This window comes from Raineya sp., assembly GCF_053497555.1.
The window spans coordinates 1-24290 of sequence record NZ_JBRCWE010000092.1 but is presented as its reverse complement, the minus strand read 5'-3'; the positions used below and the strand labels follow the sequence as shown (position 1 = coordinate 24290).

At 39.1% G+C, this 24290-nt stretch carries 22 protein-coding genes and 1 tRNA gene; 13 read left to right on the top strand and 10 right to left on the bottom strand.

Annotation, left to right across the window (positions count from 1 at the left end; all coding sequences use genetic code 11):
• The first annotated feature begins 83 nt into the window (after nucleotides 1-83).
• Nucleotides 84-992 carry a helix-turn-helix domain-containing protein gene (locus ACWITO_RS11990; RefSeq protein WP_448530234.1) on the top strand — a complete coding sequence of 303 codons (909 nt, stop codon included), beginning with the start codon at nucleotides 84-86 and terminating at the stop codon, nucleotides 990-992.
• Nucleotides 992-2038: a stage II sporulation protein M gene (locus ACWITO_RS11985; RefSeq protein WP_448530233.1), complete on the top strand. Its 1047-nt coding sequence runs from the start codon at nucleotides 992-994 to the stop codon at nucleotides 2036-2038. Before ACWITO_RS11990 ends, ACWITO_RS11985 begins: the two co-directional genes overlap by 1 nt.
• Here ACWITO_RS11985 and ACWITO_RS11980 read toward each other — a convergent pair whose 3' ends face one another.
• Nucleotides 2039-3301 carry a hypothetical protein gene (locus tag ACWITO_RS11980; protein ID WP_448530232.1) on the bottom strand — a complete coding sequence of 421 codons (1263 nt, stop codon included), beginning with the start codon at nucleotides 3299-3301 and terminating at the stop codon, nucleotides 2039-2041.
• Nucleotides 3302-3600: 299 nt separating this feature from the next.
• Here ACWITO_RS11980 and ACWITO_RS11975 point away from each other — a divergent pair, with 299 nt between their 5' ends.
• The 4 genes from ACWITO_RS11975 (at nucleotide 3601) to ACWITO_RS11960 (ending at nucleotide 6828) form a co-directional block, all read left to right on the top strand.
• Nucleotides 3601-4611 (top strand): patatin-like phospholipase family protein, encoded by a 1011-nt coding sequence (locus ACWITO_RS11975; RefSeq protein WP_448530231.1) that lies wholly within the window; start codon nucleotides 3601-3603, stop codon nucleotides 4609-4611.
• Between the two features lie 14 nt (nucleotides 4612-4625).
• Nucleotides 4626-4943, top strand: a complete 318-nt coding sequence (locus ACWITO_RS11970) for a nucleotidyltransferase family protein (RefSeq protein WP_448530230.1) — start codon at nucleotides 4626-4628, stop codon at nucleotides 4941-4943.
• A gap of 116 nt (nucleotides 4944-5059) precedes the next feature.
• Nucleotides 5060-6514 carry a helix-turn-helix domain-containing protein gene (locus ACWITO_RS11965; RefSeq protein ID WP_448530229.1) on the top strand — a complete coding sequence of 485 codons (1455 nt, stop codon included), beginning with the start codon at nucleotides 5060-5062 and terminating at the stop codon, nucleotides 6512-6514.
• A gap of 128 nt (nucleotides 6515-6642) precedes the next feature.
• A complete protein-coding gene (locus ACWITO_RS11960; protein ID WP_448530228.1) occupies nucleotides 6643-6828 on the top strand; it encodes a DUF6728 family protein in 186 nt (61 codons plus the stop codon).
• Here the strand turns inward: ACWITO_RS11960 and ACWITO_RS11955 are convergent.
• The 7 genes from ACWITO_RS11955 to gltX all read right to left on the bottom strand — a co-directional run bounded on the left by ACWITO_RS11955 (nucleotide 6787) and on the right by gltX (nucleotide 14072).
• On the bottom strand, nucleotides 6787-8868 hold the full coding sequence (locus ACWITO_RS11955; RefSeq protein ID WP_448530227.1) for a tetratricopeptide repeat protein: 2082 nt from the start codon (nucleotides 8866-8868) through the stop codon (nucleotides 6787-6789). The two genes, ACWITO_RS11960 and ACWITO_RS11955, sit on opposite strands and share 42 nt — an antisense overlap.
• A gap of 24 nt (nucleotides 8869-8892) precedes the next feature.
• Nucleotides 8893-9537, bottom strand: a complete 645-nt coding sequence (pyrE, locus tag ACWITO_RS11950) for an orotate phosphoribosyltransferase (protein ID WP_448530226.1) — start codon at nucleotides 9535-9537, stop codon at nucleotides 8893-8895.
• Nucleotides 9538-9595: 58 nt separating this feature from the next.
• Entirely contained in the window at nucleotides 9596-10018 is a 423-nt protein-coding gene (locus ACWITO_RS11945) for an EamA family transporter (RefSeq protein WP_448530225.1), read from the bottom strand.
• A 44-nt stretch (nucleotides 10019-10062) separates the two neighbouring features.
• A complete protein-coding gene (locus ACWITO_RS11940) occupies nucleotides 10063-10566 on the bottom strand; it encodes a tetratricopeptide repeat protein (protein ID WP_448530224.1) in 504 nt (167 codons plus the stop codon).
• 17 nt (nucleotides 10567-10583) lie between these two features.
• The gene (locus ACWITO_RS11935) at nucleotides 10584-11627 is read right to left on the bottom strand and encodes a patatin-like phospholipase family protein (RefSeq protein WP_448530223.1); all 1044 of its coding nucleotides are present in this window, start codon (nucleotides 11625-11627) and stop codon (nucleotides 10584-10586) included.
• An 80-nt stretch (nucleotides 11628-11707) separates the two neighbouring features.
• The gene (gene hisA, locus ACWITO_RS11930) at nucleotides 11708-12424 is read right to left on the bottom strand and encodes a 1-(5-phosphoribosyl)-5-[(5-phosphoribosylamino)methylideneamino]imidazole-4-carboxamide isomerase (protein WP_448530222.1); all 717 of its coding nucleotides are present in this window, start codon (nucleotides 12422-12424) and stop codon (nucleotides 11708-11710) included.
• 97 nt (nucleotides 12425-12521) lie between these two features.
• On the bottom strand, nucleotides 12522-14072 hold the full coding sequence (gltX, locus tag ACWITO_RS11925) for a glutamate--tRNA ligase (RefSeq protein ID WP_448530221.1): 1551 nt from the start codon (nucleotides 14070-14072) through the stop codon (nucleotides 12522-12524).
• A 178-nt stretch (nucleotides 14073-14250) separates the two neighbouring features.
• Between gltX and ACWITO_RS11920 the strand changes: the two genes are divergently transcribed.
• Together ACWITO_RS11920 and lpdA are read left to right on the top strand one after the other, a co-directional pair.
• Nucleotides 14251-14322: transfer RNA gene (locus ACWITO_RS11920), tRNA-Arg, on the top strand.
• Between the two features lie 141 nt (nucleotides 14323-14463).
• Complete coding sequence (gene lpdA / locus ACWITO_RS11915; RefSeq protein WP_448530220.1) at nucleotides 14464-15870, top strand: dihydrolipoyl dehydrogenase; 1407 nt, start codon at nucleotides 14464-14466, stop codon at nucleotides 15868-15870.
• Between the two features lie 47 nt (nucleotides 15871-15917).
• Here the strand turns inward: lpdA and ACWITO_RS11910 are convergent, their stop codons facing one another.
• A complete protein-coding gene (locus tag ACWITO_RS11910) occupies nucleotides 15918-16478 on the bottom strand; it encodes an acyl-CoA thioesterase (RefSeq protein ID WP_448530219.1) in 561 nt (186 codons plus the stop codon).
• 248 nt (nucleotides 16479-16726) lie between these two features.
• Here ACWITO_RS11910 and ACWITO_RS11905 point away from each other — a divergent pair, with 248 nt between their 5' ends.
• The 3 genes from ACWITO_RS11905 (at nucleotide 16727) to ACWITO_RS11895 (ending at nucleotide 21491) form a co-directional block, all read left to right on the top strand.
• Nucleotides 16727-17281 carry a cob(I)yrinic acid a,c-diamide adenosyltransferase gene (locus ACWITO_RS11905; protein ID WP_448530218.1) on the top strand — a complete coding sequence of 185 codons (555 nt, stop codon included), beginning with the start codon at nucleotides 16727-16729 and terminating at the stop codon, nucleotides 17279-17281.
• Nucleotides 17282-17301: 20 nt separating this feature from the next.
• Nucleotides 17302-18366, top strand: a complete 1065-nt coding sequence (locus ACWITO_RS11900; protein ID WP_448530217.1) for a branched-chain amino acid aminotransferase — start codon at nucleotides 17302-17304, stop codon at nucleotides 18364-18366.
• A gap of 146 nt (nucleotides 18367-18512) precedes the next feature.
• Nucleotides 18513-21491 carry a glycoside hydrolase family 3 N-terminal domain-containing protein gene (locus tag ACWITO_RS11895; protein WP_448530216.1) on the top strand — a complete coding sequence of 993 codons (2979 nt, stop codon included), beginning with the start codon at nucleotides 18513-18515 and terminating at the stop codon, nucleotides 21489-21491.
• Here ACWITO_RS11895 and ACWITO_RS11890 read toward each other — a convergent pair.
• Entirely contained in the window at nucleotides 21480-21944 is a 465-nt protein-coding gene (locus ACWITO_RS11890) for an Lrp/AsnC ligand binding domain-containing protein (RefSeq protein ID WP_448530250.1), read from the bottom strand. The genes ACWITO_RS11895 and ACWITO_RS11890 overlap by 12 nt on opposite strands.
• A 442-nt stretch (nucleotides 21945-22386) precedes the next feature.
• Here ACWITO_RS11890 and ACWITO_RS11885 point away from each other — a divergent pair, with 442 nt between their 5' ends.
• Both ACWITO_RS11885 and ACWITO_RS11880 read left to right on the top strand, forming a co-directional pair.
• Nucleotides 22387-23613: an MFS transporter gene (locus ACWITO_RS11885; RefSeq protein WP_448530215.1), complete on the top strand. Its 1227-nt coding sequence runs from the start codon at nucleotides 22387-22389 to the stop codon at nucleotides 23611-23613.
• A gap of 18 nt (nucleotides 23614-23631) precedes the next feature.
• On the top strand, nucleotides 23632-24290 hold a 659-nt coding region (locus ACWITO_RS11880), incomplete at its 3' end, for an AAA family ATPase (protein WP_448530214.1).

Here is a 24290-nt window from a genome sequence, read left to right as displayed (position 1 = left end):
ACAAAGATAATTTTATTTTTTCAAAAATCCTTTTCATATTTGCTCAAAGTTTTGTAAATTTTGAAAAACTTTTACAAGTAGCAATGAGCCAATTAAGCAAGAATTTACGTTATTTACGCCACATCAGCGATTGTACGCAAGAAGAGTTTGCTCAAATTTTGGGCATTAAGCGTTCGGCTTTAGGTTCGTATGAGGAGGGTAGAGCCAATCCGAATTTTGCCGTAATGATGCAAATTAGTAAAATGTTTGGTATTACTATTGAGCAACTGATGTCGGTTGATGTAAGCACTTTGGAAATTAGCCCTATGAAAGTTGCTGAAAAGGTAGCTGTAAGTAGCGAAGGCGAAACAGATGAGCCTTTGAGTGAGGAGATTTTAGAAGTTTTGCACAAAGAAGAAATCCGCACCGAAAAGCCCGAAATTGAGGCGAAAAGCGATTGGCGAGCATTGGAAAAAGAAAAAATTCACCCCGAAACCAAAAAAGTTCGCAGGGAGGAAAAGCACGAAGAAGTAAAGGAAAAATTTTATCCTACGCTTGATGACGGCTTGTTTTCGGAAGAAAACCAAACCGAATTTTTTACAGATACAGATAAAGGCGATATTCCTTTTGTCAAGCAAAATAATCTTATCAATTATTTGGCTCATTACGCCGAAAAGCAGTTTGTAGAAAGTTTGCCGAAAATTCAGATAAGTCTGCTTCCCAAAAATCAGGAATACAGGGCTTTTGAAATGGATAAAACTTTTCCCTTGGAAAAATCTATTTGTATTGGCTCATACCTTAAAAATTGGTACAACGTACAAACAGGCGAAACATATCTTTTTCTTACACAAAAACAAGGCTTAATTTACGGAAAGGCTGAAAATCGTTTGAGAAATGAAGGCTACATTGCAGTTTCGGGGCTTTCGCAACATCATAAAGTATACTTGCGTGAGATTTTTGAAATTTGGCAGTTTCAGCTTTTTTTGAGTGCAGGCAAAATTGAAAATATCTGATGAAAGAAGGAGTATTTTTACGCAAGAATAAAAGAAAATGGGAGGAAATTGAGCAGGAAACTCGCGATGTAAGTTCTGTTCATCCTGATAGGCTCGGTGAAATTTTTGTAGAACTCTGCGATGACCTTTCGTATGCACGTACGCATCATAGCAATAGCCCTATTGCCAAATATCTCAATTCACTTACGGCACGCATACATCAAACTATCTACAAACAGCAAAGTATCCGTTTTTCGCAGATTGCCCAATTCTGGACAAAAGATGTCCCGCTGGTGATGGCTTCGGTACGTAAGCAGATGTTGGTGGCTTTTGTGATTTTTATGATTTCCTGTGCTATCGGCGTAATTTCTACCCTCAACGACAAAGCAGGCGAATACGAATTTGCTCGGGGTATTTTGGGCAGTGGCTATGTAGAAATGACTTTGCAAAACATTAGAGAGGGCAAGCCTATGGCAGTGTATGATGAAAAAGAGCCTATAATGATGTTTTTGGCGATAGCTTTCAACAATATTCGTGTTGCTTTTATGAGTTTTGTTTGGGGAGGTTTTGCAAGCATTGTAGGGATTTATGCTTTCTTGTTGCTTTCTATTGGCTCGGCGTACATTCTTTTTGTAAATGGTGTAATGGTAGGTACTTTTCAAACACTTTTTTACAAGGAAAATTTGCTTTGGGAATCGGCAAGTGTTATTTGGTTGCACGGTACCATTGAAATTTGGTCTATTGTTTTGGCAGGTGGTGCAGGCATAGTAATGGGTAATAGCATTTTTTTTCCAAAAACCTACTCGCGTCGCGAATCTTTCAGACGAGGGGCAGAAAAAGGTGGAAAAATAATGTTAAGTCTTTTGCCTTTCATTACACTTGCGGCGTTTATAGAAAGCTTTGTTACGCGTTATGCGGATATGCACGTTATTTTGAAACTGCTCATCATTATAGGTTCGCTGGCATTGGTGGTGTTTTACTTCGTAATATACCCTTTTGTTGTAGAAAAACGTGAAAAAATCCGTAAGGAGCAAGAAAACAACGAACTGCCAAGTGTATTTTACTAATTACAAACCTTCAATCTGTTTTTGTTTTTTAATATCGCGTTTGAGTTGTCGGAGTTCTTTGCGGGCAGTTTTACGTTTTTTATTTTTTTTTTCAGCATATCGGGCTAATTTTTCCAAATATCCTCTTGCTTTTTCCAATTCGCCTTGCTGACGATAGTGCCTGTAAAGCCATTCCAAAGATGTATGATAATAACCTGAATCGTAGGCTTTTATGCTTTCTGCAAAGTAAATAACTTTTTCAAAATACTCAATAGCTTTGGGGGTATCTTTCCCGATATGCGTTTGGGCTAAAATATAAGCGGCAAAACGACCACTAATAGCTTCGTAACCAAATTGTTTTTTTTCAATTCGGGCTAAAATTTCTTTGGCAAGCATTTCGGCTTCTTCGCTATGCCCCATAAAAAAGGTGCTGATAGCGTGTATTCGGTGAAAATAAGGATTTTGAGGATAAGTTTCGTACATTCTTTTGGCAATAGGGGCAACTAGATGTGTTTTGCCTTCGCCATTGTAAATGAACATCAAGAAATAATTTGCCATTACACGCGTGTAAAAGGCTTTGCGAGCCACTTCGTCCAATTGTTTGATGCCCAATGCTTTATTGCCTTTGGGAAAAGCCGCTACAATAGGGGCAAGAAAAGGGTAATTTTCGGGTATCCATTCGGCAAAATAGTTGTAAAGCCCGTCCCCGAACATAAATTCAGGGCTCAAAGCATTGATTTCTTTGCCTCTACGCATACTTCGTAGGGCATTTCTGCCTGCGGAAGCGGCTTTGAGCCACTGCTCGCGGTCGGCGTGGAGTCTGCCTTTGAAACCATACGCCGCCGCCAAAAAAAAGGAGGCTTCCACATTTTTGGGATTGGCTCGGTACAGATTTTCGGCTTTGTTGAGGGTGCTATCAATGTAGGCTAAAAAAATATTATCGTAGGCATTGTTATCGGTATCGGGCATAATTTTCCACCATTGGCTCAAAGCCATCAGAAAATAGGGCAGAGGATGTTCGGGATAGCGTTGGCGTATTCGGAGGAACTCTTTTTCGGCGGTTGGGAACTGAAAGTTATACATTTGGTCAAGGGCATCGGCAAGCTCGGCTTGCAAACTCTCGTCCATAAGCAAAATAGGCGGAATACTATCCAAAGCAGGATTTGCCTTGCTTTGTGCAAAGGCATTTTGTAAGCTAAAAAAAAATGAAATTAGCAAAACTTTATAGGTAATGAAGCAGATAATTTTGCTTGGTAAAATATTCAGATATTGAGTATTTGGCATTTTTTTCAGTTTAAGGACGGAAAAAAGCGACTGATTTCAACAAGCGATAACATCATTGGAAAGGCTTATCCAAAATTTAAGAAAGCAAGTTGGAAAGGTTTGAGGTTTGAGGTTTGAAGTTCAAGGTTTGAGTTTCTGAACTTTTGAACCTAATAATCAACTTGTATTCAAAAACATTGTGATAGCCTCAATATGAGTATCGCTTGCGGGTATTTTGTCGTAAATTTTTCCCTTCAAAGCTACAATTTTTGCACTTACTTTGCAAGTTTTTTATATTTGCACACAAACCAAGATTTTTGATGAAAACACTGGATTTGGCATTGCAAGGCGGAGGCTCACACGGGGCTTTTACTTGGGGCGTAATAGAAAGACTTTTGGAAGATGAGCGGTTGCAAATTGATGGCTTGTGTGGGACGAGTGCAGGGGCAATGAATGCAACCATCGTGGCTTATGGCTTGATGCAAGGTGGCAGAAAAGGAGCTATTGATTTACTCTATAAATTTTGGAAAAGAATTGCTGATGAGCAAAAATTTTCCTTCATACAACCCAGTCTTTATGAAAGATGGTTTGGCGATAGTGGTAAGTTAGATTATTCGCCTGCTTATCAGGTTTTAGATTTCTTTACAATGATGTTTTCGCCTTACCAGTTCAATCTGCTGGATTACAACCCTTTGGAAAGCATTTTGGAAAATTTAATAGATTTTGAGGCTCTCAAATCGTATAAAGGTTGTAAGTTGTTTGTGTGTGCTACGAATGTTTGTACAGGTAGGGCAAAGATTTTTTCAGGGGAAGAAATTAGCCTAAAAGCCGTTATGGCTTCGGCTTGCTTGCCTTTTTTGTTCAAAGCCGTAGAAATTGATGGCAATTATTATTGGGACGGCGGCTATATGGGTAACCCACCTATTTTCCCGCTTATCAATGATACCGAAACTTCCGATATTTTGCTGATACAAATCAATCCGATACGAATAAAAGAAGTGCCTCGCACTGCTGATGAAATTCGCGACCGTATCAATACATTGAGTTTCAACACGAGCCTGATGCACGAAATGCGGCGTGTAAATCTGATACAGCGACTCTTACAACTCGGGTTGAATTTAGACGGAAAGTCGCGAAAAATCAACATTCACCACATCAATCCCGAAGAGCTTATGAGCGAAATGAGTGTTTCCAGTAAGCTCAATGCCGACTGGAAATTTCTTTTGCGTTTGCGTGCTTATGGCAGAGAAGCCGCCGAAAAGTGGCTTGCTGAAAATTATGAAAAAATCGGGGTAGAATCTACTTGCAATTTGAGAGAAGTGTTTTTGTGAAATATGTTCGTAGTATGTTGCACCATTCTATAAAAGCTTTATTGCCTGATATTATTTGCTTATTGAAAAAACACAAAATAGAGAGGGCTTTTTTGTTTGGTTCGGTACTTACTGAAAAATTTAATCCAAATAGTGATGTAGACTTTTTAGTTTCCTTGCTTAATGATTTAGAGCCTGTTGAAGCAGGCGAACATTTATGGAATTTAACTTATGAATTGGAGGCACTTTTACAAAGGAAAGTAGATTTACTTACCGAACGCTCTCTGAAAAATCCATACTTTATTCGGGAAATAGAAAAAAATAAATTACCTATCTATGGAGTATTATTGTAAATCACTTGCCTACACTTCGCAAAGAGGTAGAAAAACTGCTGAATGAGCAATAATTTCAAATTAGATACATTTTTCATAAACAAAATTGTGAAAATCATTTTTATCTTGGGCATAGATTGATAACCAAAGAACACATACGGCTTATTTTTGGCTTGAAGGTCAAGCAGGCAAGACAAGAAAAAGGACTTTCTCTTTCCGAACTTGCCCACAAGACAGGCATTTCTGTTTCGTATCTCAACGAAATAGAGAAAGGCAAAAAATATCCGCAAAGTGAAAAAATTGCCACACTTGCCGAAACTTTGGGTGTAAATTACGATTGGCTTGTTTCGCTCAAACTCAACAAAAAACTCCTGCCACTTAGTAAATTGCTTGCTTCGGGCTTTTTTGAGGAATTTCCCCTTGAAATATTTGGCATTGAGCCAGCTCAGTTTTTAGAAATTCTTGTCAATGCTCCTGATAAAGTAACAGCTTTTATTAGTACACTGCTGGAAATAGCTCGCAGTTATGATATGCAAATTGAGGAGTTTTATTTTTCGGCTTTGCGTTCTTATCAGGAAATGCACGAAAACTATTTTGCCGATATAGAAACAGAAGCTAAAAAATGCAGAGAAATTTATTTTGCAACAAGTTCAATCCCTCAAACACAAACTCTGCAAAAAATTTTAGAGGAAAAATTTCATATTCAAGTACAAGAATTTGAGTTTGAACCCTCTCTCCAACATTTACGCTCATTACTGAAAGGTAAAACATTGCTTATCAATTGCTTGCTTAATGAAGAGCAAAGGCGTTTTGTGTTGGCACGCGAAATTGGATATGCTTTGCTCAAACCAACCTATAGAACTTATACGTTTTCTTGGGTAGAGGTAAAATCTTTTGAAGAAGTTTTGAGTAATTTTCGGGCATCTTATTTTGCAGGGGCATTGCTTTTGCCCGAAAGTGAGTTGCTTGCAGATTTAGAGATTTTTTTTGGCAAAGAAAGTTTTGAGGCAGATTTTCTTATAGACTTACTTGCCAAATATCACGTCAGTCCTGAAACTTTCTTGTATCGTCTTACCAATTTACTACCCAAGCATTTCGGCTTGAATGAACTTTTTTTCTTGCGATTTGACAACGCCGAAAAGCAGTTCAATCTGACAAAAGAACTTCATCTTTCGGGTTTGCACAACCCTCATGCCTCTGCACTTGGGGAGCATTATTGCAGACGTTGGATTTCTATTAGCATTTTGCAAGATTTGCAGCAAAAAACTAACCCCGAAAAAGAAATTTTGTGCAAATCGCAAATTTCGGAGTATTACAACTCCGACAATCGGTATTGGGTGCTGGCGATGGCACGCTCTCTTTCGCCCACACCTGCTTTGAGTAGCGTAGCCATAGGTATCAAAATTTCGTCTCATTCTCAAAAAAAGATAGTCTTTTTACAAAATAAAAATTTGCTAATGCGAAAGGTGGGAGAAACTTGTGAGCGTTGCATTGCTCATAACTGCCCCGAAAGAGCCGCCAAAGCTACTATTTTGCAAAAGTTAGAAAAACAAAAAGTAATTAGAGAAGCTATTAGTAAGTTATTGGAGTAAAGCAATGTTACTGCCCCAAGCGAAAACATCGCCTTGCCGAAGGAATAACTTGCCAACTTTGAAACAAATTCTATCTCAAAAGTGTTACACTACACAATACAACCTTATGTTTATTTATTTTGCAAGATATGTCAAAATTTTTGCGATATTTCAAGGTAGGTGAAGTTTTTGTATATTTCATAAGAGTATTCAAAAAACACGACCCCCGCTATCCTATCAATCAGAATATTCGGATAATGCACGGCATCAATAGGATTTCTATTGTGATGTTTCTAGTTTGTCTGATAGTGATTTTCGTAAGAAGATGCACTTGAAAAGTGCTTGATAGGATTGCATCGAAAACCAATCAGCGTAATATCATCAGTTTGAGCTTCATTGGCTTCTTTTTTCCATAAATACAAATTTTTGGAAAGTAAGTTTTTTTGCTGTTCTACGGGTAAAAAGCTAAACTCTTTGAGCAAACTTTTGAATTGCTTAGAGCCAAATTTTTTATTTTGCTTTCCGCCAAATTGGTCTTTGAAGCCATCGGAAGCCATATAGAAATAGGTGGGACATTCCAAATAAATTTTATGCTCATTAAATGGTTCAGGATTTCGGAAGTTGCTACCTACCGAACTTTTGTTAGCTTCTAATACGTTTAGATGATATTCTTGCACATAGTATAGCGGTATGCCTGCTCCTGCGTAATATACCACATTTTTGCCTCTATGAATAACTAATACGCCCAGTTCCATTCCGTCAATGAGTTGATTGACTTCTTTATGCAAACGAATAAGGGTTTCTTGGTGCATTTGCTCTAAAATTTCGGCAGGTTGTACGATACCTCTTTCATGAATCACTACGTTAAGAGCATTTATGCCTAAACTGCTCATCAGAGCACCAGGAACGCCGTGTCCTGTGCAATCACCTACGGCAATAATTAGCAAATCTTCTTTTTCTGCCACCCAATAGAAATCGCCGCTTACAATATCTTTGGGCTCCCAAATCACAAAATATTCTTCCAAAAGCCTATCCAGCATTGCTTTGCTGGGCAGCATAGCTTCTTGTATCACCAAAGCATACCCAATACTCTGGATAAAATCTTGATTTTTTAGCTCAATTTCTTGGTTACGAATTTCAATTTCTTTGTTTTTGGCTACAATCTGACGATTGGCTTTTTCCAATTCTTTCAAAGCATTCTTAATTTCATCGTTTTTTTCAGCAAGTTGGTAATTGATTTTATTGATTTTGCGATTGTTCAGGAAAATCCAAACGCCCCCCAGCAGTACTACAAAAGAAAATATAAAACCCAAAATACGAATTATTTGCTCTTTTTGAAGTTTTTCTTTCAGGATTTGGTTTTCACTTTCTTTTTGTTGTAAATCATAACGCACACGCATTTGGTCTATTTGTAGCATGCGTTGGTTACTGAATATAGTATCACGCAAAATCTGCCTTTTTTTGTAGTAGAAATAGGCTTTTTCAAGATTGTTTTGCTTTTCATATAGTTCGCTCAGAAGTTCGTAAATATTGCTTTCTTGCTCTTTGCTTTGAAAGTTTTTAGCAATTTCTAATGCTTCCATCAATTTTTGTTCAGCTTCTTTGTAGCGTTGGGTACGAGTAAATACTTTGCCAATATCTTGCAAAGCAGAAACTTTGGCTGTGGCATCGTTTTGTTTGATAGCAATATCTAAAGCTTTTTGGTAGTATTCCAAAGCAGTGTTATAGTTTTCACGAATAACCAAAATATCTCCTATTCTATTGAGAGCCGCCCCTAAATCTTGCTGGTTACCCAATTCTTGCCGTAAGATAAGGCATTTTTGAGCCATTTCTTCGGCTTTTTCTAAATCTCCAAGTTTCTGAAAAGCCTCACTCAAACGAATATACGTATAGGCTTCACCTCGTTTGTCTTTAAGTTTCTTGAAAAGTTCTTGAGCTTTCTGCATAAATTTGATACTCTCGGTGGTATTACCTGTCAGTCGGAGCAAATCGCCTAAATTGTTGTTAGCATAAGCGATTTCTTGTAAATTTTGGTATTTTTCAGCAATTTGGAGAGCTTCATAGAACTTTTTTTCTGCTTCGGGAAAGTCGCTAATATTTCGGTACAGAATGCCTCTGTGGTTGAAAATTTTGGCTAAAATAGCTTCATTTTTCAGTTCATTGGCAAGATAAACAGCATCGCGGTTGTATTCAAAGGCTTTGTTGATATTGGCATTGCGGTACTGCCAACCGAGTTCTATCAAAATTTGTAAGCGTATGCTATCAGGTTTGGGGTGCTTTTCGAGTTCTTTTTGCAAACTATCAATGAGAACTTTTTTCTGTGAAAAAAGCGGAAAAGCAAGTATCCAAACTATCCCCAATACAAACCAACGCATAAAGAAACTTCTAATAATGCCAGATTAAACTTGAATAGTTTTCCCCCAGTTTTCGGGATTTTTACGCCATTCTTGCAAAATAGCCATTGCTTTTTCATTTACCAAATCTCGCTTCATTGCCTCTACTACAACATCTTGGAAAGTAGTAAGTGAAACAAAGGGTACATTCATATTTTCAAAAACCTTTTCAGCTTGTTCGAAGCCATAGTTCATTATGGAAACAAGTCCGAGTACCTTGCAGTTTGCTTTTTGTAAAGCCTCTATTACTTTAGCCGAACTTCCTCCCGTAGAAACCAAATCCTCAATAACAACTACTTTTTGGTGGGGGATAACTTTTCCTTCAATCTGGTTGCCTAACCCGTGTTTTTTAGCTTCCGAACGTACATATACCAAAGGCAAATTCATTGCATCGGCAATGAGCGAGGCTTGTGGAATGCCTGCGGTGGCTACCCCTGCAATACACTCTACTTGAGAGAAATGATGTTTAATAGTTTCAACAAAGGCATTTTTAATAAAAGTGCGGATTTGCGGAAAAGAGAGCGTAAGACGATTATCACAATAAATAGGTGAGAGCCAACCCGAAGCCCACTGAAAAGGCTCATTGGGGCGTAGGCGTATCGCTTCAATTTCTAAAAGATAGCCCGCTATTTGTTCTGATGTTTTTTTCATTGCTTTCTTTCAATCTCAATAACAACAACAATAGTGAATTTGGTTTGAAAAAATGCTTTTATTTCCAAGAAAGTACCAAAATTCCTGCAATAATTAGCAAAGCTCCAAGCAGGATTCGCCACGTAAAAGTTTCGTTCAAAAAGATAAAAGAAAGTAAAAGCGTAATGAGTATGCTTCCTTTATCAATGAGAGCAACTTCTGAAACTGAACCCATTTTGATAGCTTTGTAGTAAAAAATCCAAGAAAGTGAGGTAGTAAGTCCTGAAATACCCAAAAATAACATGTCATTTTTGGTGAGATTTGAAAAATCTTTCAAAGAATTGAAAGCAAAAATATTGAGCCATACAAAGGCAAAGACAAAAAGTGTTCTGATAGCTAGCCCTGTATCTCCTGAAACATTTTTCAAACCTGCTTTAGCAATTACAGAGGTAAGCCCTGCAAAAACCATTGAAATCCAAGCTAAAACGTGGTATTGCTTCATTTAGAAGTATAAATTCTAATTTTAACTTAAAACTTTTGAACCTATTAGTATCTCCCCCTTTTCATATTACAACGGCTGATAGATTCTTGATAAATTTGAATATCGTTTTGGTTGAGTGAAAGATTGATAGCTTTTTGGTAGTTTTCAATAGCTTTGTCGTAATCGCCCTGTATTTCATACATTATGGCATATTCATTATAAATCTGATTCATAGCAATACCCGGCTGTTTGAGAGCAACTTCCAAATGTTCTTTGAGTTCTTCAAATTTGTTCATAGTAGAAAGACAAATGGCATAGTTGATGTATGCGGGCAAATATTCGGGCGAGTTTTCCAGAGATTTTTTGTAATACTCCTCTGCTTTGAGGTAATCTTTCATTTTGGTTTCATAAATCCAACCCAAATGATTGTAGGCTCTGCCATAAGCAGGATTGATTTGGGTGATTTCTTGTAGTTTGCTAATAGCATCGCCTATGCGATTTTGCTTGATAAGCTCATCTGCTTCAAAGAACATATTGTCTAATTCGGCATTTTCATACACATTACTCATACGATTTAATTTTGGGTTTATAGGAAAGTTTTACGAATATCACAAGAGGAACGAACCCCGATACTATCGTAGTGTAGGTCAAGCCATTCGGAGGCGTACTTTCTGCCCATACGGAAAAGGTGGTCAATAAATTCCCAAGTAGCATTAAGTTTGCTGGAAACGTTGTAGTCAGCAATATCTTTTTCAGGATTGATTTGATGAATAAAAATACGTCTAAATTTGCCGTCTGGGTTGATACCCATATCCAGCAGTCTATCTATGAAGGCTACTTTACGCATTTCAAGCATTAGAGGCGTGTTGAAGCTAATTTCATTGATTCGGTCGCGAATAGCGGCGGCTTCGGTAGGGCTTTCTTCAATATGAATAGGGTTGATTTGCACAATAAGAATATCGCTACAACTTGTACCATCAATGAGCGGAAACATAGGCGGATTTCCCATATAGCCGCCGTCCCAGTAGTCTTCGCCATCAATAGTTACGGTTTTGAACAAGAAAGGCAAACAGCCCGAAGCCATAACGGCATCAATGGAAATATTTTTTAAGTCAAAAACTTTGGCTCTCCCTGTGCGTACATTGGTGGCACATACAAAAAGTTTCGTTTCTTGGCAGGCTTTGAGTCTTTCAAAATCTACGATTTCCAACAGCACATCTCGCAGGGGGTTGTAGTCCATAGGGTTGAACTGAAAAGGCGAGGAGAACATTGAAAGAAACTCAAAATACAGAAAACCGGGCGAATAATCCATATTTCCTTCGCTATTGAGCTTATCGAGCCAAGTAGGTTGCAATAGCGAAAAGCGTGAGGCTTCTGAAATTTTTGTCCAAAAGGTATGCAGAAGTTCACGGGCTTTTTCTCTGCCACCAAGCATTAAACCATACGCCAGCACTGTAGCATTCATAGCTCCTGCACTTGTGCCGCAAAAGCCGTCTAGTTTCAAATTTTCCTCTTCCAAGAGCCTATCTAAAACTCCCCAAGTAAATGCTCCGTGAGAGCCACCCCCTTGCAAAGCCACTGCCAAGTGCTTTTCTTGGGTACGATTTTTACTTACACTTTTCTTTGCCATAGCTTTTTTTGCGAAAACTAAAAGGTTTTTCTGAAAAGTGCAATATTTTTTGCGTAAAAATCTGTTTTCAAAAATAAGAATCAACAAAAGGGCTTTAATGCTTGCAAGGAAATTTTGCCCTCGTAAATGGCTTTACCGATAATTACCCCCTTTACACCGATATTTTGTAAAGCCTCAATATCTTGCAAAGAAGCCACTCCACCACTTGCAATGAGCTTGAGGGTAGGGAATTTTTGTAAAATTTTCTGATATAAATGGGTTGCTGTTCCTTGCAAGAGCCCGTCTTTACTTACATCAGTGCAAATAACGTATTGTATGCCTTTTTTTTCATAAAAATCCAAAAACTCCCAAAGACTTTGGCTAGCAACTTCTTGCCAGCCACTTACAGCAATTTGCTCGCCGCGAACATCTGCCCCCAGGATAATACGCTCTGCTCCATACGTATCTATCCATTTTTGCACTAAATCGGGGTTTCGTATAGCGATACTGCCCGCAGTAATTTGCTTTGCTCCTGCGTTGAAAACTTTTTCTAAATCTTCATCAGATTGCACACCTCCGCCAAAATCTATTTGCAATGAGGTTTGGCGGGCAATTTGCTCCAAAACTTTCAGATTGATGACTTTTTTAGCTTTTGCTCCGTCTAAATCTACCAAATGTAAGTAGCGAAAGCCTGCCGCTTCAAATTGTTGGGCTACTTCCAGCGGGTTTTCGTTGTAAATTTTCTTTTGGGCATAATCGCCTTGCGTAAGGCGAACACACTTGCCCTCAATAATATCTATCGCAGGAATTATTCGCATTTTTTTCAAGGGGCTTTGGGGAGTTCATAGAAAGGATTTGTACAAGCAAGGATTTTGCCTTGTGAAGAAAAATCCTTGCCAGAAGTACGAATTACATTTATTGCGGAATGGCAATAGCTTTCAAAGCATTTTCCAAACGCTCTACCACTTCATTTTTGCCTAAAATCTGCATAATAGCGGCTAAATCGGGTCCTGCACCAACGCCTGTAAGAGCCACACGCAAAACAGGCATTACTTGTCCCATTTTCAAGCCTCTTTTTTCAGCTTCTTGGTGTAAGGCTTCTTTTGCTTTTTCACCTGTAAAATCACTTTCTTGGGCAAATTGTTCTTTGAGCGAAGCAATTACTTCGGAAGTCTGCTCATTCCATTTTTGTTTGATAACGTTCTCGTCATAAGTAGCAGGTCTTTCAAAGAAATAACGAGCTTCACGCCAAATATCATCAGGGAAAGTGGCACGCTCTTTCATTACTTCGCAAATAGCGATGAGTTGCTCTTCATTGTATTTAGCAGAATGAATACCAGCTTTTTGCAAACCTTCTGTTAGGTATGGAAGCAACTCTTTGCCCGATTTCATTCGCAAATACTGCTGATTGAACCATTTGGCTTTTTCAATTTCAAATTTTGAGCCCGATTTGCCGATACGTTCCACAGAAAATAGCTGTATAAGCTCCTGCATTGAAAAAATCTCTTGATTGGTGCCCGGATTCCAGCCCAAAAGAGCCAAGAAGTTGATAATCGCTTCGGGCAGATACCCTGCTTCACGATAGCCGATAGAACCTTGCCAAGTAAGCGGAAAAATAGGAAAGCCCATAGCTTCGGCATCGCGTTTGGAAAGTTTGCCGTGATTTTCCTGGATAATTTTTCCTTTGCTGTCTTTGAGGTCAGGTTTGAGAATAAGCGGTAAATGAGCAAATTCGGGGTGTTCCCAGCCAAACATCTGATACAGTAGCACGTGGAAAGGAGCAGAAGGTAGCCACTCTTCGCCACGAATTACGTGAGTGATTTCCATTAGGTGGTCATCAACTACATTGGCAAGGTGGTAGGTAGGCATACCATCAGATTTGAGCAAAACTTTATCGTCTAACGTAGCACTTTCTACGGCAACCCAGCCTCGTATTAGGTCTTTGAAGCGAATGGTTTGTTTGGCAGGTACTTTAAGACGTATCACATACGGCTCACCACTTTGCAAGCGTTTTTCTACTTCATCGGCAGGCAAAGTGAGCGAATTTTTCATCTGCATACGCGAAACCATATTGTAGGAGGCACTTTTTGCCTTTGCCGCCTCCAATCGCTGACGCATAGCTTCCAGCTCTTCTTCGGTATCAAAAGCATAGTAGGCACTGCCGTTTTCAATAAGTTTTTTTACATATTCCTGATAAATAGGTTTTCTTTCCGACTGGCGGTAAGGAGCGTGTTTGCCACCTTTTTCAGGACTTTCATCGGCTTCTATGCCTACCCAACGCAGAGCCTCAATGATATACTCTTCTGCACCTTCTACATAGCGAGTTTGGTCGGTGTCTTCAATGCGTATGATAAAAGTTCCGCCTGTTTGTTTGGCAAGTAAATAGTTGTAAAGAGCGGTGCGAACCCCGCCAATATGCAAACCTCCCGTAGGACTGGGAGCAAAACGAACTCTCACAGGTTTCATTCTCGTATAGCTTATTTTTTAGGACTGCAAAGTTAGCGTTTTTCAGAATACTCTTGCAGGAAATTTCAAAAAACTTGATTGCAGATTTGTAGGATTGAAGCGAAAAAGATATTTTTGCGGTGATTTTTTGCCAAGATTAAAAAATTAAAAAGCCCAATTTGCTTTACTTATACACAAAGGCCCCGTAGTTCAATGGATAGAATAGAAGTTTCCTAAACTTTTGATGTGGGTTCGATTCCCGCCGGGGCTACAAAGAACTTTCTCATCATTTCTGCAAAAAACACTTTTTTCTGTCTTTTTTCAATGAACCTCCTCGCAATTTTTTGGAAATATTCTCCGAGTTAGTTATTTTCACACCAAATTTTTTTTTCAACCATAAACCTTACTGAAAATGCAGTTTCAATTTGATGTAGCCGTTATTGGTTCGGGTCCGGGCGGATATGTTGCCGCTATTCGTTCTGCTCAATTGGGTTTCAAAACCGCCATTATTGAAAAATACAATACGCTTGGAGGAACTTGCCTGAATGTGGGTTGTATTCCTTCTAAAGCCTTATTAGACTCTTCGGAGCATTATTACAATGCCTTGCACACCTTCGCCGAACACGGCATCAAAGTAAAAGAGGTAAAAGTTGATTTTGAACAAATGATAAAACGCAAAGCCGAAGTTGTAAAAATGACTTGCGATGGTGTTCAGTTTTTAATGAATAAAAATAAAATCAGTGTTTTTAATGGAATCGGCTCTTTTGTAGATAAAAATACACTCAAAATTACAAAAGCAGATGGCTCTACTGAGCAAATTACTGCTAAAAACATCATTATTGCCACAGGCTCCAAGCCTGCCACTTTACCCGGCGTGCAAATTGATAAAAAACGCATCATTACCTCTACGGAGGCACTAAGTTTGGAAAAACTCCCTAAATCAATGATTGTAATTGGTGCGGGGGTAATTGGTGCGGAGTTGGGTTCGGTATATGCTCGTCTTGGCACGAAAGTTACAATGATAGAATATGCCAGCTCAATGATTCCTACAATGGACGGCACGATGGGCAAGGAACTATTCAAAGCTACCAAGAAATTAGGTATTGATTTCCACTTCAACCACAAAGTTACTTCGGTAGAAAACACGGGCAAAGAAGTAATTGTAAAAGCCGATAATGCCAAAGGTGAAAGTCAAGAGTTTAGAGCCGAATACTGCCTCATTTCTATTGGTAGAAAGCCTTATACCGAAGGACTGGCTCTGGAAAATGCAGGTCTGAAAACTGATGAAAGAGGCAGAATAGAAGTTGATGAACATTTAGAAACCAAAGTGAAAGGCATCTACGCCATAGGCGATGTAGTACGTGGTGCTATGCTTGCCCACAAAGCCGAAGAAGAGGGCATTTTTGTTGCTGAAACTATTGCAGGACAAAAGCCGCATATCAACTATTTGCTTATTCCAAATGTGGTTTATACTTGGCCCGAAGTGGCAGGAGTGGGTTATACCGAGGAGGAACTCAAGCAAAAAGGTATTCCTTACAAAGTGGGGCAATTTCCTTATAGGGCGTTGGGCAGGGCAAGAGCAAGTATGGATATAGACGGACTTGTAAAAGTGCTTGCTCACAAAGATACTGATGAAATTTTAGGTATGCATATTATTGGAGCAAGAGCCGCCGATATGATTGCCGTTGGTGTAACAGCAATGGAATTTAGGGCTTCTGCCGAAGATATTGCTCGCCAAAGCCACGCTCACCCTACTTATATGGAAGCTGTAAAAGAGGCTTGTCTTGCCGCCTCTGAAAATAGACCTTTGCATATTTAATTTTTAGTAATGATGTTGCCGCCAAAAGCGGCAACATCATTCAAAGCCTACAAATTTCTGAGAGCAATCACGCACCGTTCTTGTGAAAGTTTTTGAATTTCGCTGGCGATATTCAAATCTGTTTTGGCATCGTGAAAAATTTGCATATACTCTTTTTTTAGCTCTTTGCGTTTCATTGCTTCCAAAAAACGTCTTATTTCGTCTTCGGTTTCTAATAGCAAACGAGGCACAAGGGTAGGTTTGCCCGTTTCGTCTTTAGCAACCATTGTGAAATAACTTGTATTGGTGTGTCTTTGCTCACCTGTTTTGATGTTTTCAGCAGTTACTTTGATGCCTACAACCAAAGAAGTTTTTCCTACATAATTGACTGATGCGGCGAAGCGTACCAAATCACCTACTTCCACAGGGCTTAAAAATTCTACATTATCTACCGTTACGGTTACGCAATACGCCCCTGCGTGTTTGGAGGCACAGGCATAAGCGACTTTATCCATTATGGAAAGTAAAATTCCGCCGTGAATTTTTCCGCCAAAATTGGCATAAGCAGGAATCATCAGCTCTACCAACTCGGTTTGGGAGTATCGTACAGGTAAAATATCAGCAATCATAGGCAAAAAATTTAGGTGTTTTTGTAAAACTCAAAACAGCACTTGAAGTAAATCAAACTTCCAACCCAAATCTTTTTAGGGTTGCAAAATTTCATCAAAGTAAGCTAAAAAATCAAAAATAACAAGTTTTATACAAGAAATTTGCCTACAAGTTTCTTCTCTGATTTGCCTCAAACTTTGCAAGGGCATTTGGGTTTTACAATAAAAATGCTTTTCTTTGCGTTAGCAAAAAAATACAAGAGTTTTCTGTGAAAATTTATACTAAAACAGGCGATAAGGGGCAAACTTCCCTTGTAAGTGGCAAAAGAGTAGCGAAATTTCATTTACGTATAGAAAGCTATGGAACCGTAGATGAACTCAATTCTTACATAGGGCTGGTTCGCGACCAAGAAGTGAATGAAAAGCGAAAAGATGTTTTGAAAGAAATTCAGGACAGACTTTTTACGATAGGCTCACTACTGGCTTCTGAACCCGAAAATCAAAAAAAGAAAGTGCCAGATTTACTGGAAACTGATGTAGAGTTTTTAGAAAAAGAAATTGATAAAATGGACGAAGAATTGCCTGCAATGCGGTTTTTTATTTTACCCGGTGGGCATCCTTCTATTTCATTTGGGCATATTGCTCGCACCGTTTGTCGCCGTGCCGAAAGATTGGTGCTGAAACTTTCTCACGAGGAGGAAATTGTAGCAGGCGAGCTAATAGTTCGCTATCTCAACCGACTTTCGGATTATTTGTTTGTTCTTTGCCGAAAAATGCACCAAGAACTCGGCATTGACGAAATACCTTGGAAACCACGCATCTAAAACATCTAAACAACGAATTTATGATTGAAACATTGCCTTTGGAAATTGAACTTACTTCAAAATCTCGTATAGATGGCGTAGATTTTGATAATCTTGGCTTCGGGAGAGTTTTTGCAGACCATATGCTTGTAGCCGAATACAAAAATGGTGAGTGGGTAAGTGCCAAAGTGATGCCCTATGGGAATTTGTATATGAGTCCTGCAATGTCTGTATTGCATTACGGACAAAGCATTTTCGAGGGGCTGAAAGCTCAATATATGAAAGATGGGCGTATTTCTGTTTTCAGACCTTGGGAAAACCATAAGCGTATGCTGGCTTCTGCTGAAAGAATGTGTATGCCTGCTGTGCCCGAAGATTTATTCATAGGGGGAATAAAACAACTCTTGGAAATTGATAAAAAATGGATACCCAAGCAAAAAGGAGCAAGTTTGTACATTCGTCCTTTTATGTTTGCTTCCGAGGAGTTTTTGGGGGTAAGACCTTCGCAAGAGTACAAATTTATCATTTTTACTTGTCCTGTGGGCAATTACTATTCCGAGCCTGTTCGCCTGAAAATAGAAACCCATTATTCTCGGGTAGCTCAAGGAGGCATAGGCTGTGCCAAAACCGCAGGGAATTACGCCGCTTCTTTGTATGGAGCTGTAAAAGTGCAAAAAATGGGCTATCATCAGGCTTTATGGACTAATAGCCTTACCCATGAATATATTGAGGAAGTAGGGACAATGAATATTATGTTCCGAATAGGAAATAAAGTAATTACACCTGAACTTGGAGATACTATTCTGAAAGGAGTTACACGCGATAGCGTTCTTACACTGGCTCGTGAGTGGGGCTATGAAGTAGAAGAACGTAAGGTGAGCGTGAAAGAAATTGTGGAGGCATTGCAAAACGGCACATTAGACGAAGCCTTTGGTTTGGGTACGGCGGCAGTGGTTGCTCACGTAAAAATTATGCACTACGAGGGCAGAGATTTTGAACTTCCACCACTTGAAAAACGTACTTTGGGCAATAAAATTTACGACTATCTCACCCAACTTCGCAATGGTGAAATTGAAGATACACATAATTGGCTGATGATTTTGTAATTTTGCAAGTGTTTTAGAAAAATTGTAAGCGGCAGTATCATTATAGGGTATTGCCGTTTTGTATTACATTCCTCATTAAATCCTTTTCAAAAACTTTCTTTTGGAACAAAATTTGCCTTACCTTTGGAAGGAAAATAACCTGCACTATGTATAAAAAACTTGTAGCAGTGGCTTTATTGCCTGCTCTTATTCCTTTGTTTCATCTGTTACAGCATAAAAAAGCAGTTTCGTTTGCAGAAAAATATATTGAGCCAAATTTTGTTTTTTTCAGTCAGCAGGAGCGTTGGGTAGATAGTGTTTTTCGTAGGTTGAGCCTTGATGAAAAAATCGGGCAACTTTTTATGGTGGCGGCGTATTCCAATAAAGATGAAAAACACTACCGAGAAATTGAAAAACTCATCAAAGACTATCATATCGGCGGACTGATATTTTTTCAAGGCAATCCGTACAAGCAAGCCCAACTGACCAATCGGTACCAAGCTAAAAGTGAAGTGCCACTGCTTATTGCCATTGATGCCGAATGGGGGCTGGCTATGCGTCTGGATAGCACTTTGGCGTATCCTTATCAGATTACCTTGGGGGCATTGCGAGCAGAAAACGATAGCCTTATTGAGGCAATGGGTGAACAAATTGGTAAGCAGTGCAAACGCTTGGGCATACACGTAAATTTCGCCCCTGTGGTTGATATAAACAACAACCCCGCTAACCCTGTGATAGGTTTCCGCTCTTTTGGGGAAAATAAAGAAAAAGTGGCTCGCAAAGGCATAGCCTATATGCGAGGTTTGCAAAAAAGTGGTATAATGGCAGTAGCCAAACATTTCCCTGGGCACGGTGATACAGACCAAGACTCGCACTATGCTTTGCCTCAACTCAAACACAGCACAGAGCGTTTGGATAGCCTTGAACTTTATCCTTTTCGCCAACTGATTGAGGCGGGTGTGCAGGGTATAATGGTTGCTCATTTGAATATACCTGCCTACGAAACGCGTCCTAATTATGCTACAACGCTTTCTGAAAATGTAATTAAAAATTTGCTTACGCAAAAAATGGGATTTTCGGGGCTTATTTTTACCGATGCCCTCAATATGAAGGGAGTAAGCGATTATTTTCCCGCAGGCGAATTGGAAGTGCTTGCCTTGCAAGCGGGAAATGATGTTTTGCTATTTCCAACCAATATCCCTTTGGCAGTGAAAGCCATTAAAAAGGCATTGAAAAAGAAAAAAATCAAAAAAGAGGATTTTGAGCGAAGTGTTAAGAAAATTTTGAGAGCCAAGTACCAAGCAGAACTTCATTGCTACAAGCCCATTGCCTTGCAAAATTTAACCCAAGAACTTAATCCTGAAAAAGAATTTGAGGAACTCACCGAAAAAATCTACCAGAAATCTATCACACTGGCTCGTAATCAGGATAGTTTGATGCCTTTTGTACATTTAGACTTTCATAGCTTTGCTTCGGTGGCAATCAATGCAAGTCCGAAAACTGAGCAAATTTGGCAGGAAATGCTTTCCAATTATACCGAATTTGAGCATTTGAGTTTGCAAACTACCAAAGAAAATTGGCAAAATATTGCTGAAAAACTGCAAAAAATAGATAGTAGCAAAACTTTAGTTGTAGGTATTTTTGGAATGAGCAGACTTGCTACCAAAAAATATGGTATTGATAGTCTCACTATCCGAGCAGTAGAGCAAATTCAACGCAAGCATAAAAATACATTGCTTTGTGTATTTGGCAATCCGTATAGTATGCGATTTTTCAAGCCTCGCAATGCTTTGGTGGCTTATGAGGAGAATGAATTTACGCTCAAATACGTTCCACAAATGGTCTTTGGGGCTTTTGGCACAGAAGGAGAGATGCCTGTATCTGTGGGGAATATCCGAGAAGGAGACGGACAAAAAACTACGGAAATAGCTCGCTTGCAATATGGTTTCAGTCCTGAAAGTGTCGGAATGAGTAGCGATACACTTCGTAAAATGGATACCCTTATTCAGAGTGCCATTTTGAATAGAGTTTTCCCGGGCTGTCAGGTGCTTGTAGCTCGCAAGGGAAAGGTAATATGGCACAAAGCCTACGGCTATCACGAATATGAAGGTACGCAGAAGGTTACTTTGCAAAGTATTTACGATTTAGCCTCTATTAGCAAGGTAGCGGGTACTACACAAGCCTTGATGTTTCTTTTTGATGTAGGCAAATTAGACCTTTCGCTCAAAGCCTCCGAATACTTACCTGAACTTGCTAAAAGCAATAAAAAAAATTTGATTATTCACGATATTTTGCTTCATCAGGCGGGGCTGAAACCTTATGAACTCTTTTACAAGCGTACTTTGGGTAAAATGCGAGAGCCTTCCGAAAAATACTTCAGCTACACCAAAAATGATACTTTTTGCGTGCAAGTTGCCCCCAATTTATTTGCTCGCAAAGATATTGAGGATATTGTTTGGAAGTGGCTGATTCAAACCGATTTGCTCAAAAAGAAAGGCAAACGTTATCCTTACGAATACAGCGATTTAGGATTTTTCATAATGAAAAAAATCGTTGATAAATTGCTCAATGAGCCGATGGATAAGTTTTTGAGGCGAAATTTCTATTTACCTTTGGGAGCAAATACCCTTTGCTATAAGCCACTGGAACATTTTCCCAAAGAACGAATAGTTCCCACTGAAAACGATAAGTATTTCCGCCGAGAACTTATTTGGGGCACCGTACACGACCCTACTGCCGCACTCATTGGGGGCGTAGCGGGACACGCAGGGCTTTTTGGTACAGCCAACGACCTTGCCAAACTTTTGCAGATGAATCTGCAAAAAGGGTATTATGGGGGAGTTCGCTATCTTGTTCCCGAAACCCTTGAACTTTTTACTTCACAAACCGATAGCCTCAATCGTAGAGGTTTGGGTTGGGATAAACCGCCCAAAGATGCTGTTTTTACTTATATTTCGCAGTTTTCTACACAAAAATCTTACGGACATTCAGGCTATACGGGTACAGTAGCTTGGGTGGAGCCTGAAAAAGAACTGATTATCATTTTTCTTTCCAATCGTGTGCATCCCAACGACAACAACCGCATTATCAAACAGCACACCCGCCGAAAAGTGCAAGATATTGTCTATCAGGCACTATTGGAGTAATAATGGGCGATTGAGCCGCTCTTCTAATGAAATAAAAGTTTCGGTACGTTGCACACCGGGCACGGTTTGAATTTTCTCGTTTAGTACGGATCGCAAATGATTGGTGTCTTTGCAAATAATTTTTGCAAAAATACTATATGCTCCTGTCGTATAATGCAAGTTTACCACTTCGGGAATAGCCTCTAAGGCTTCTACGGCTTCTTCGTATAGCGAACTTTTATCCAAATAAATACCAATAAATGCGGTAATATCCCACCCAAGTTTGTGATAATCTACTTTGAGAGTAGCTCCTTGTACTACTCCCAATCTTTTGAGCTTTTCCATTCTTACGTGTACGGTGCCATTGGAAACAAAAGCCTTTTCTGCTACACTGCTATATGGCTGATTAGCATCTTGTAAAAGCAAATTGATGATGCGAAAGTCGGTTTTATCAAATTGATAATTTTCGGGCATATCCAAAGAGGGTTTTTGAAAATTTTTCAAATAAAATGAATATTTTTGAAAAAATCATAATTTTTTGAAAGTTTTTTTGAAAAAATTTGCAGTAAAATCGTGTTTCCTTTAATATTGTAGCAGAAATTCAGTTACTACCTTGTAGGGTGGTGAAATTCTGGCAGACACACCCTCCATTCTCGGGGGCGGGGATACAGAAAAAAAGCTGTGGCTCGGTAGGTGTAAATATTACAGCTACGAAGCCTTTTGCCTAATCTCCCTGTGAAGGTTCGATTCCTTCCCCTACAGCTAAAACCTCCTTTCAAAGGCTTTGAATATTTACCAAAATATTCAAGCCTTTTTTGTTTTTTGTCAAATTTTCAGTAAATCTTGAAAAGTTTTTTAGATTTGCATAGCAAATTGTATATCAAACAAGTACAGAAAACAACAAATCAATAAATCTATGGAGGGTAAAATTTCTACTCAAAAAATTTGGCTTACCGTAATGGTAGCGGCACTGGGGTATTTTGTAGATATTTACGATTTATTGCTTTTCAGTATTATTCGCATAGAAAGCCTGAAAGGTTTGGGCTATACTTCTGCCGAAGATATTGAAAACTACGGTCATTTGCTTATCAATACGCAAATGATAGGGCTATTGCTTGGCGGCATTGTGTTTGGAGTTTTGGGCGATAAAAAAGGACGTCTTTCGGTGCTTTTTGGCTCTATCATTACCTATTCGCTTGCCAATATTGCCAATGGTTTTGTTACGAGTATTGAGCAGTACGTGGTTTTACGTTTTATTGCGGGTATTGGGCTGGCAGGAGAGTTGGGGGCGGGTATTACGCTTGTCAATGAAATAATGAGTAAAGATAGGCGAGGTTATGGGGTTACGGTGGTGGCTTCGGTAGGGCTTTTGGGGGCGGTGGTAGCTTCACTGATAAGTAATAAATTTGGCTGGCGACCTGCCTTCTGGATAGGTGGCGGTATGGGAATTGCACTATTACTTTTGAGAGTAGGAGTAGCCGAATCAGGTCTATTTTCACAATCCAAAGTAGAAGGCGTACAAAGGGGCAATTTTGCAATGATTTTCAACAATCCTAAAAGATTGAAAATTTACATCTATTCTATTATTTGCACCATTCCTGTTTGGTATGTGATAGGGCTTTTAGTTTCTTTTTGTAAAGAGTTTGGCGAAGCCTTACAAATGCCTGAAATTCCTTTGCCACGTTGGGCGATACTATTTGCTTATGCGGGCTTGAGTGTAGGAGATATGGCAAGTGGTCTGATAAGTCAATGGACACGCTCTCGTAAAAAAGTGCAATTTCTATTCCTCACCCTTGGTTCTGTTTTTAGTGCCATTTATTTATTGAGTGGGGGCATTTCATTGGAGATGTTTTATGCCTTGTGTTTTGTGTTGGGAGTGGCTTCGGGGTATTGGGTAATTTCTATTACTTCGGTATCGGAGCATTTTGGTACAAATTTGCGAGCAACCGTAACTACCACCGTGCCAAATTTTGTAAGAGGCTCTTTTGTACTTGTTGATGTAAGTTACAACTTGCTCAAAAGCTCTTTGGGGAGGCTAGAAAGTGCCGCAGTAGTAGGAGCGGTGGTATTTGCCCTTGCTATTTGGTCGGTAAGTCAGCTGGAGGAAACTTTTGGCAAAGACCTAAACTTTCAGGAGTATTGAACCGATAAACGCTTCTTTATGAAACAAGTTTTTTTCCCTTACGGAATCAGCAATTTTGCACAGATAGCTACACAAAATTATGTGTATGTGGATAAAACTTCCTACATTGAACTATTTGAGAAAAGGCAAGAAAAATTTGTGAGCTATTTGCGTCCTCGTCGTTTTGGGAAAAGTTTGTTTGTATCGCTTTTGGAACACTATTACGATATAAACCGAAAGGCTGATTTTCAGGAACTTTTTGGTCGTTATTATATTGGCAAAAACCCTACTCCAAAGGCAAATAGCTATCGGATATTGTATTTTAATTTTAGTGCCATAGATACTACAACAGCCGAAAGTAGCCGAGAAGGCTTCAATTCTAAGGTAATGGCGGCTTTGAGTGAGTTTTTTGAAAGAAATTCCATTTTTGAAGCAGATAAGAAAAAGGAAATTTTTTCTTTTGAGAAAGCAGAGGAGATGCTTACACATTTTTTTAGAAGCTACCCTTCTAAAAGTGAGAAAATCTATTTACTCGTAGATGAATACGACCACTTCACGAATGAAATTCTTGCCCGTAGCATACAGGAGTTCAAAGAAACGGTATCGCTGAATGGTTATGTGCGAAAATTTTACGAGGCAATCAAAAACGCTACCCAGCAGGGCATTGTAGATAGGTTTTTCATTACAGGGGTTTCACC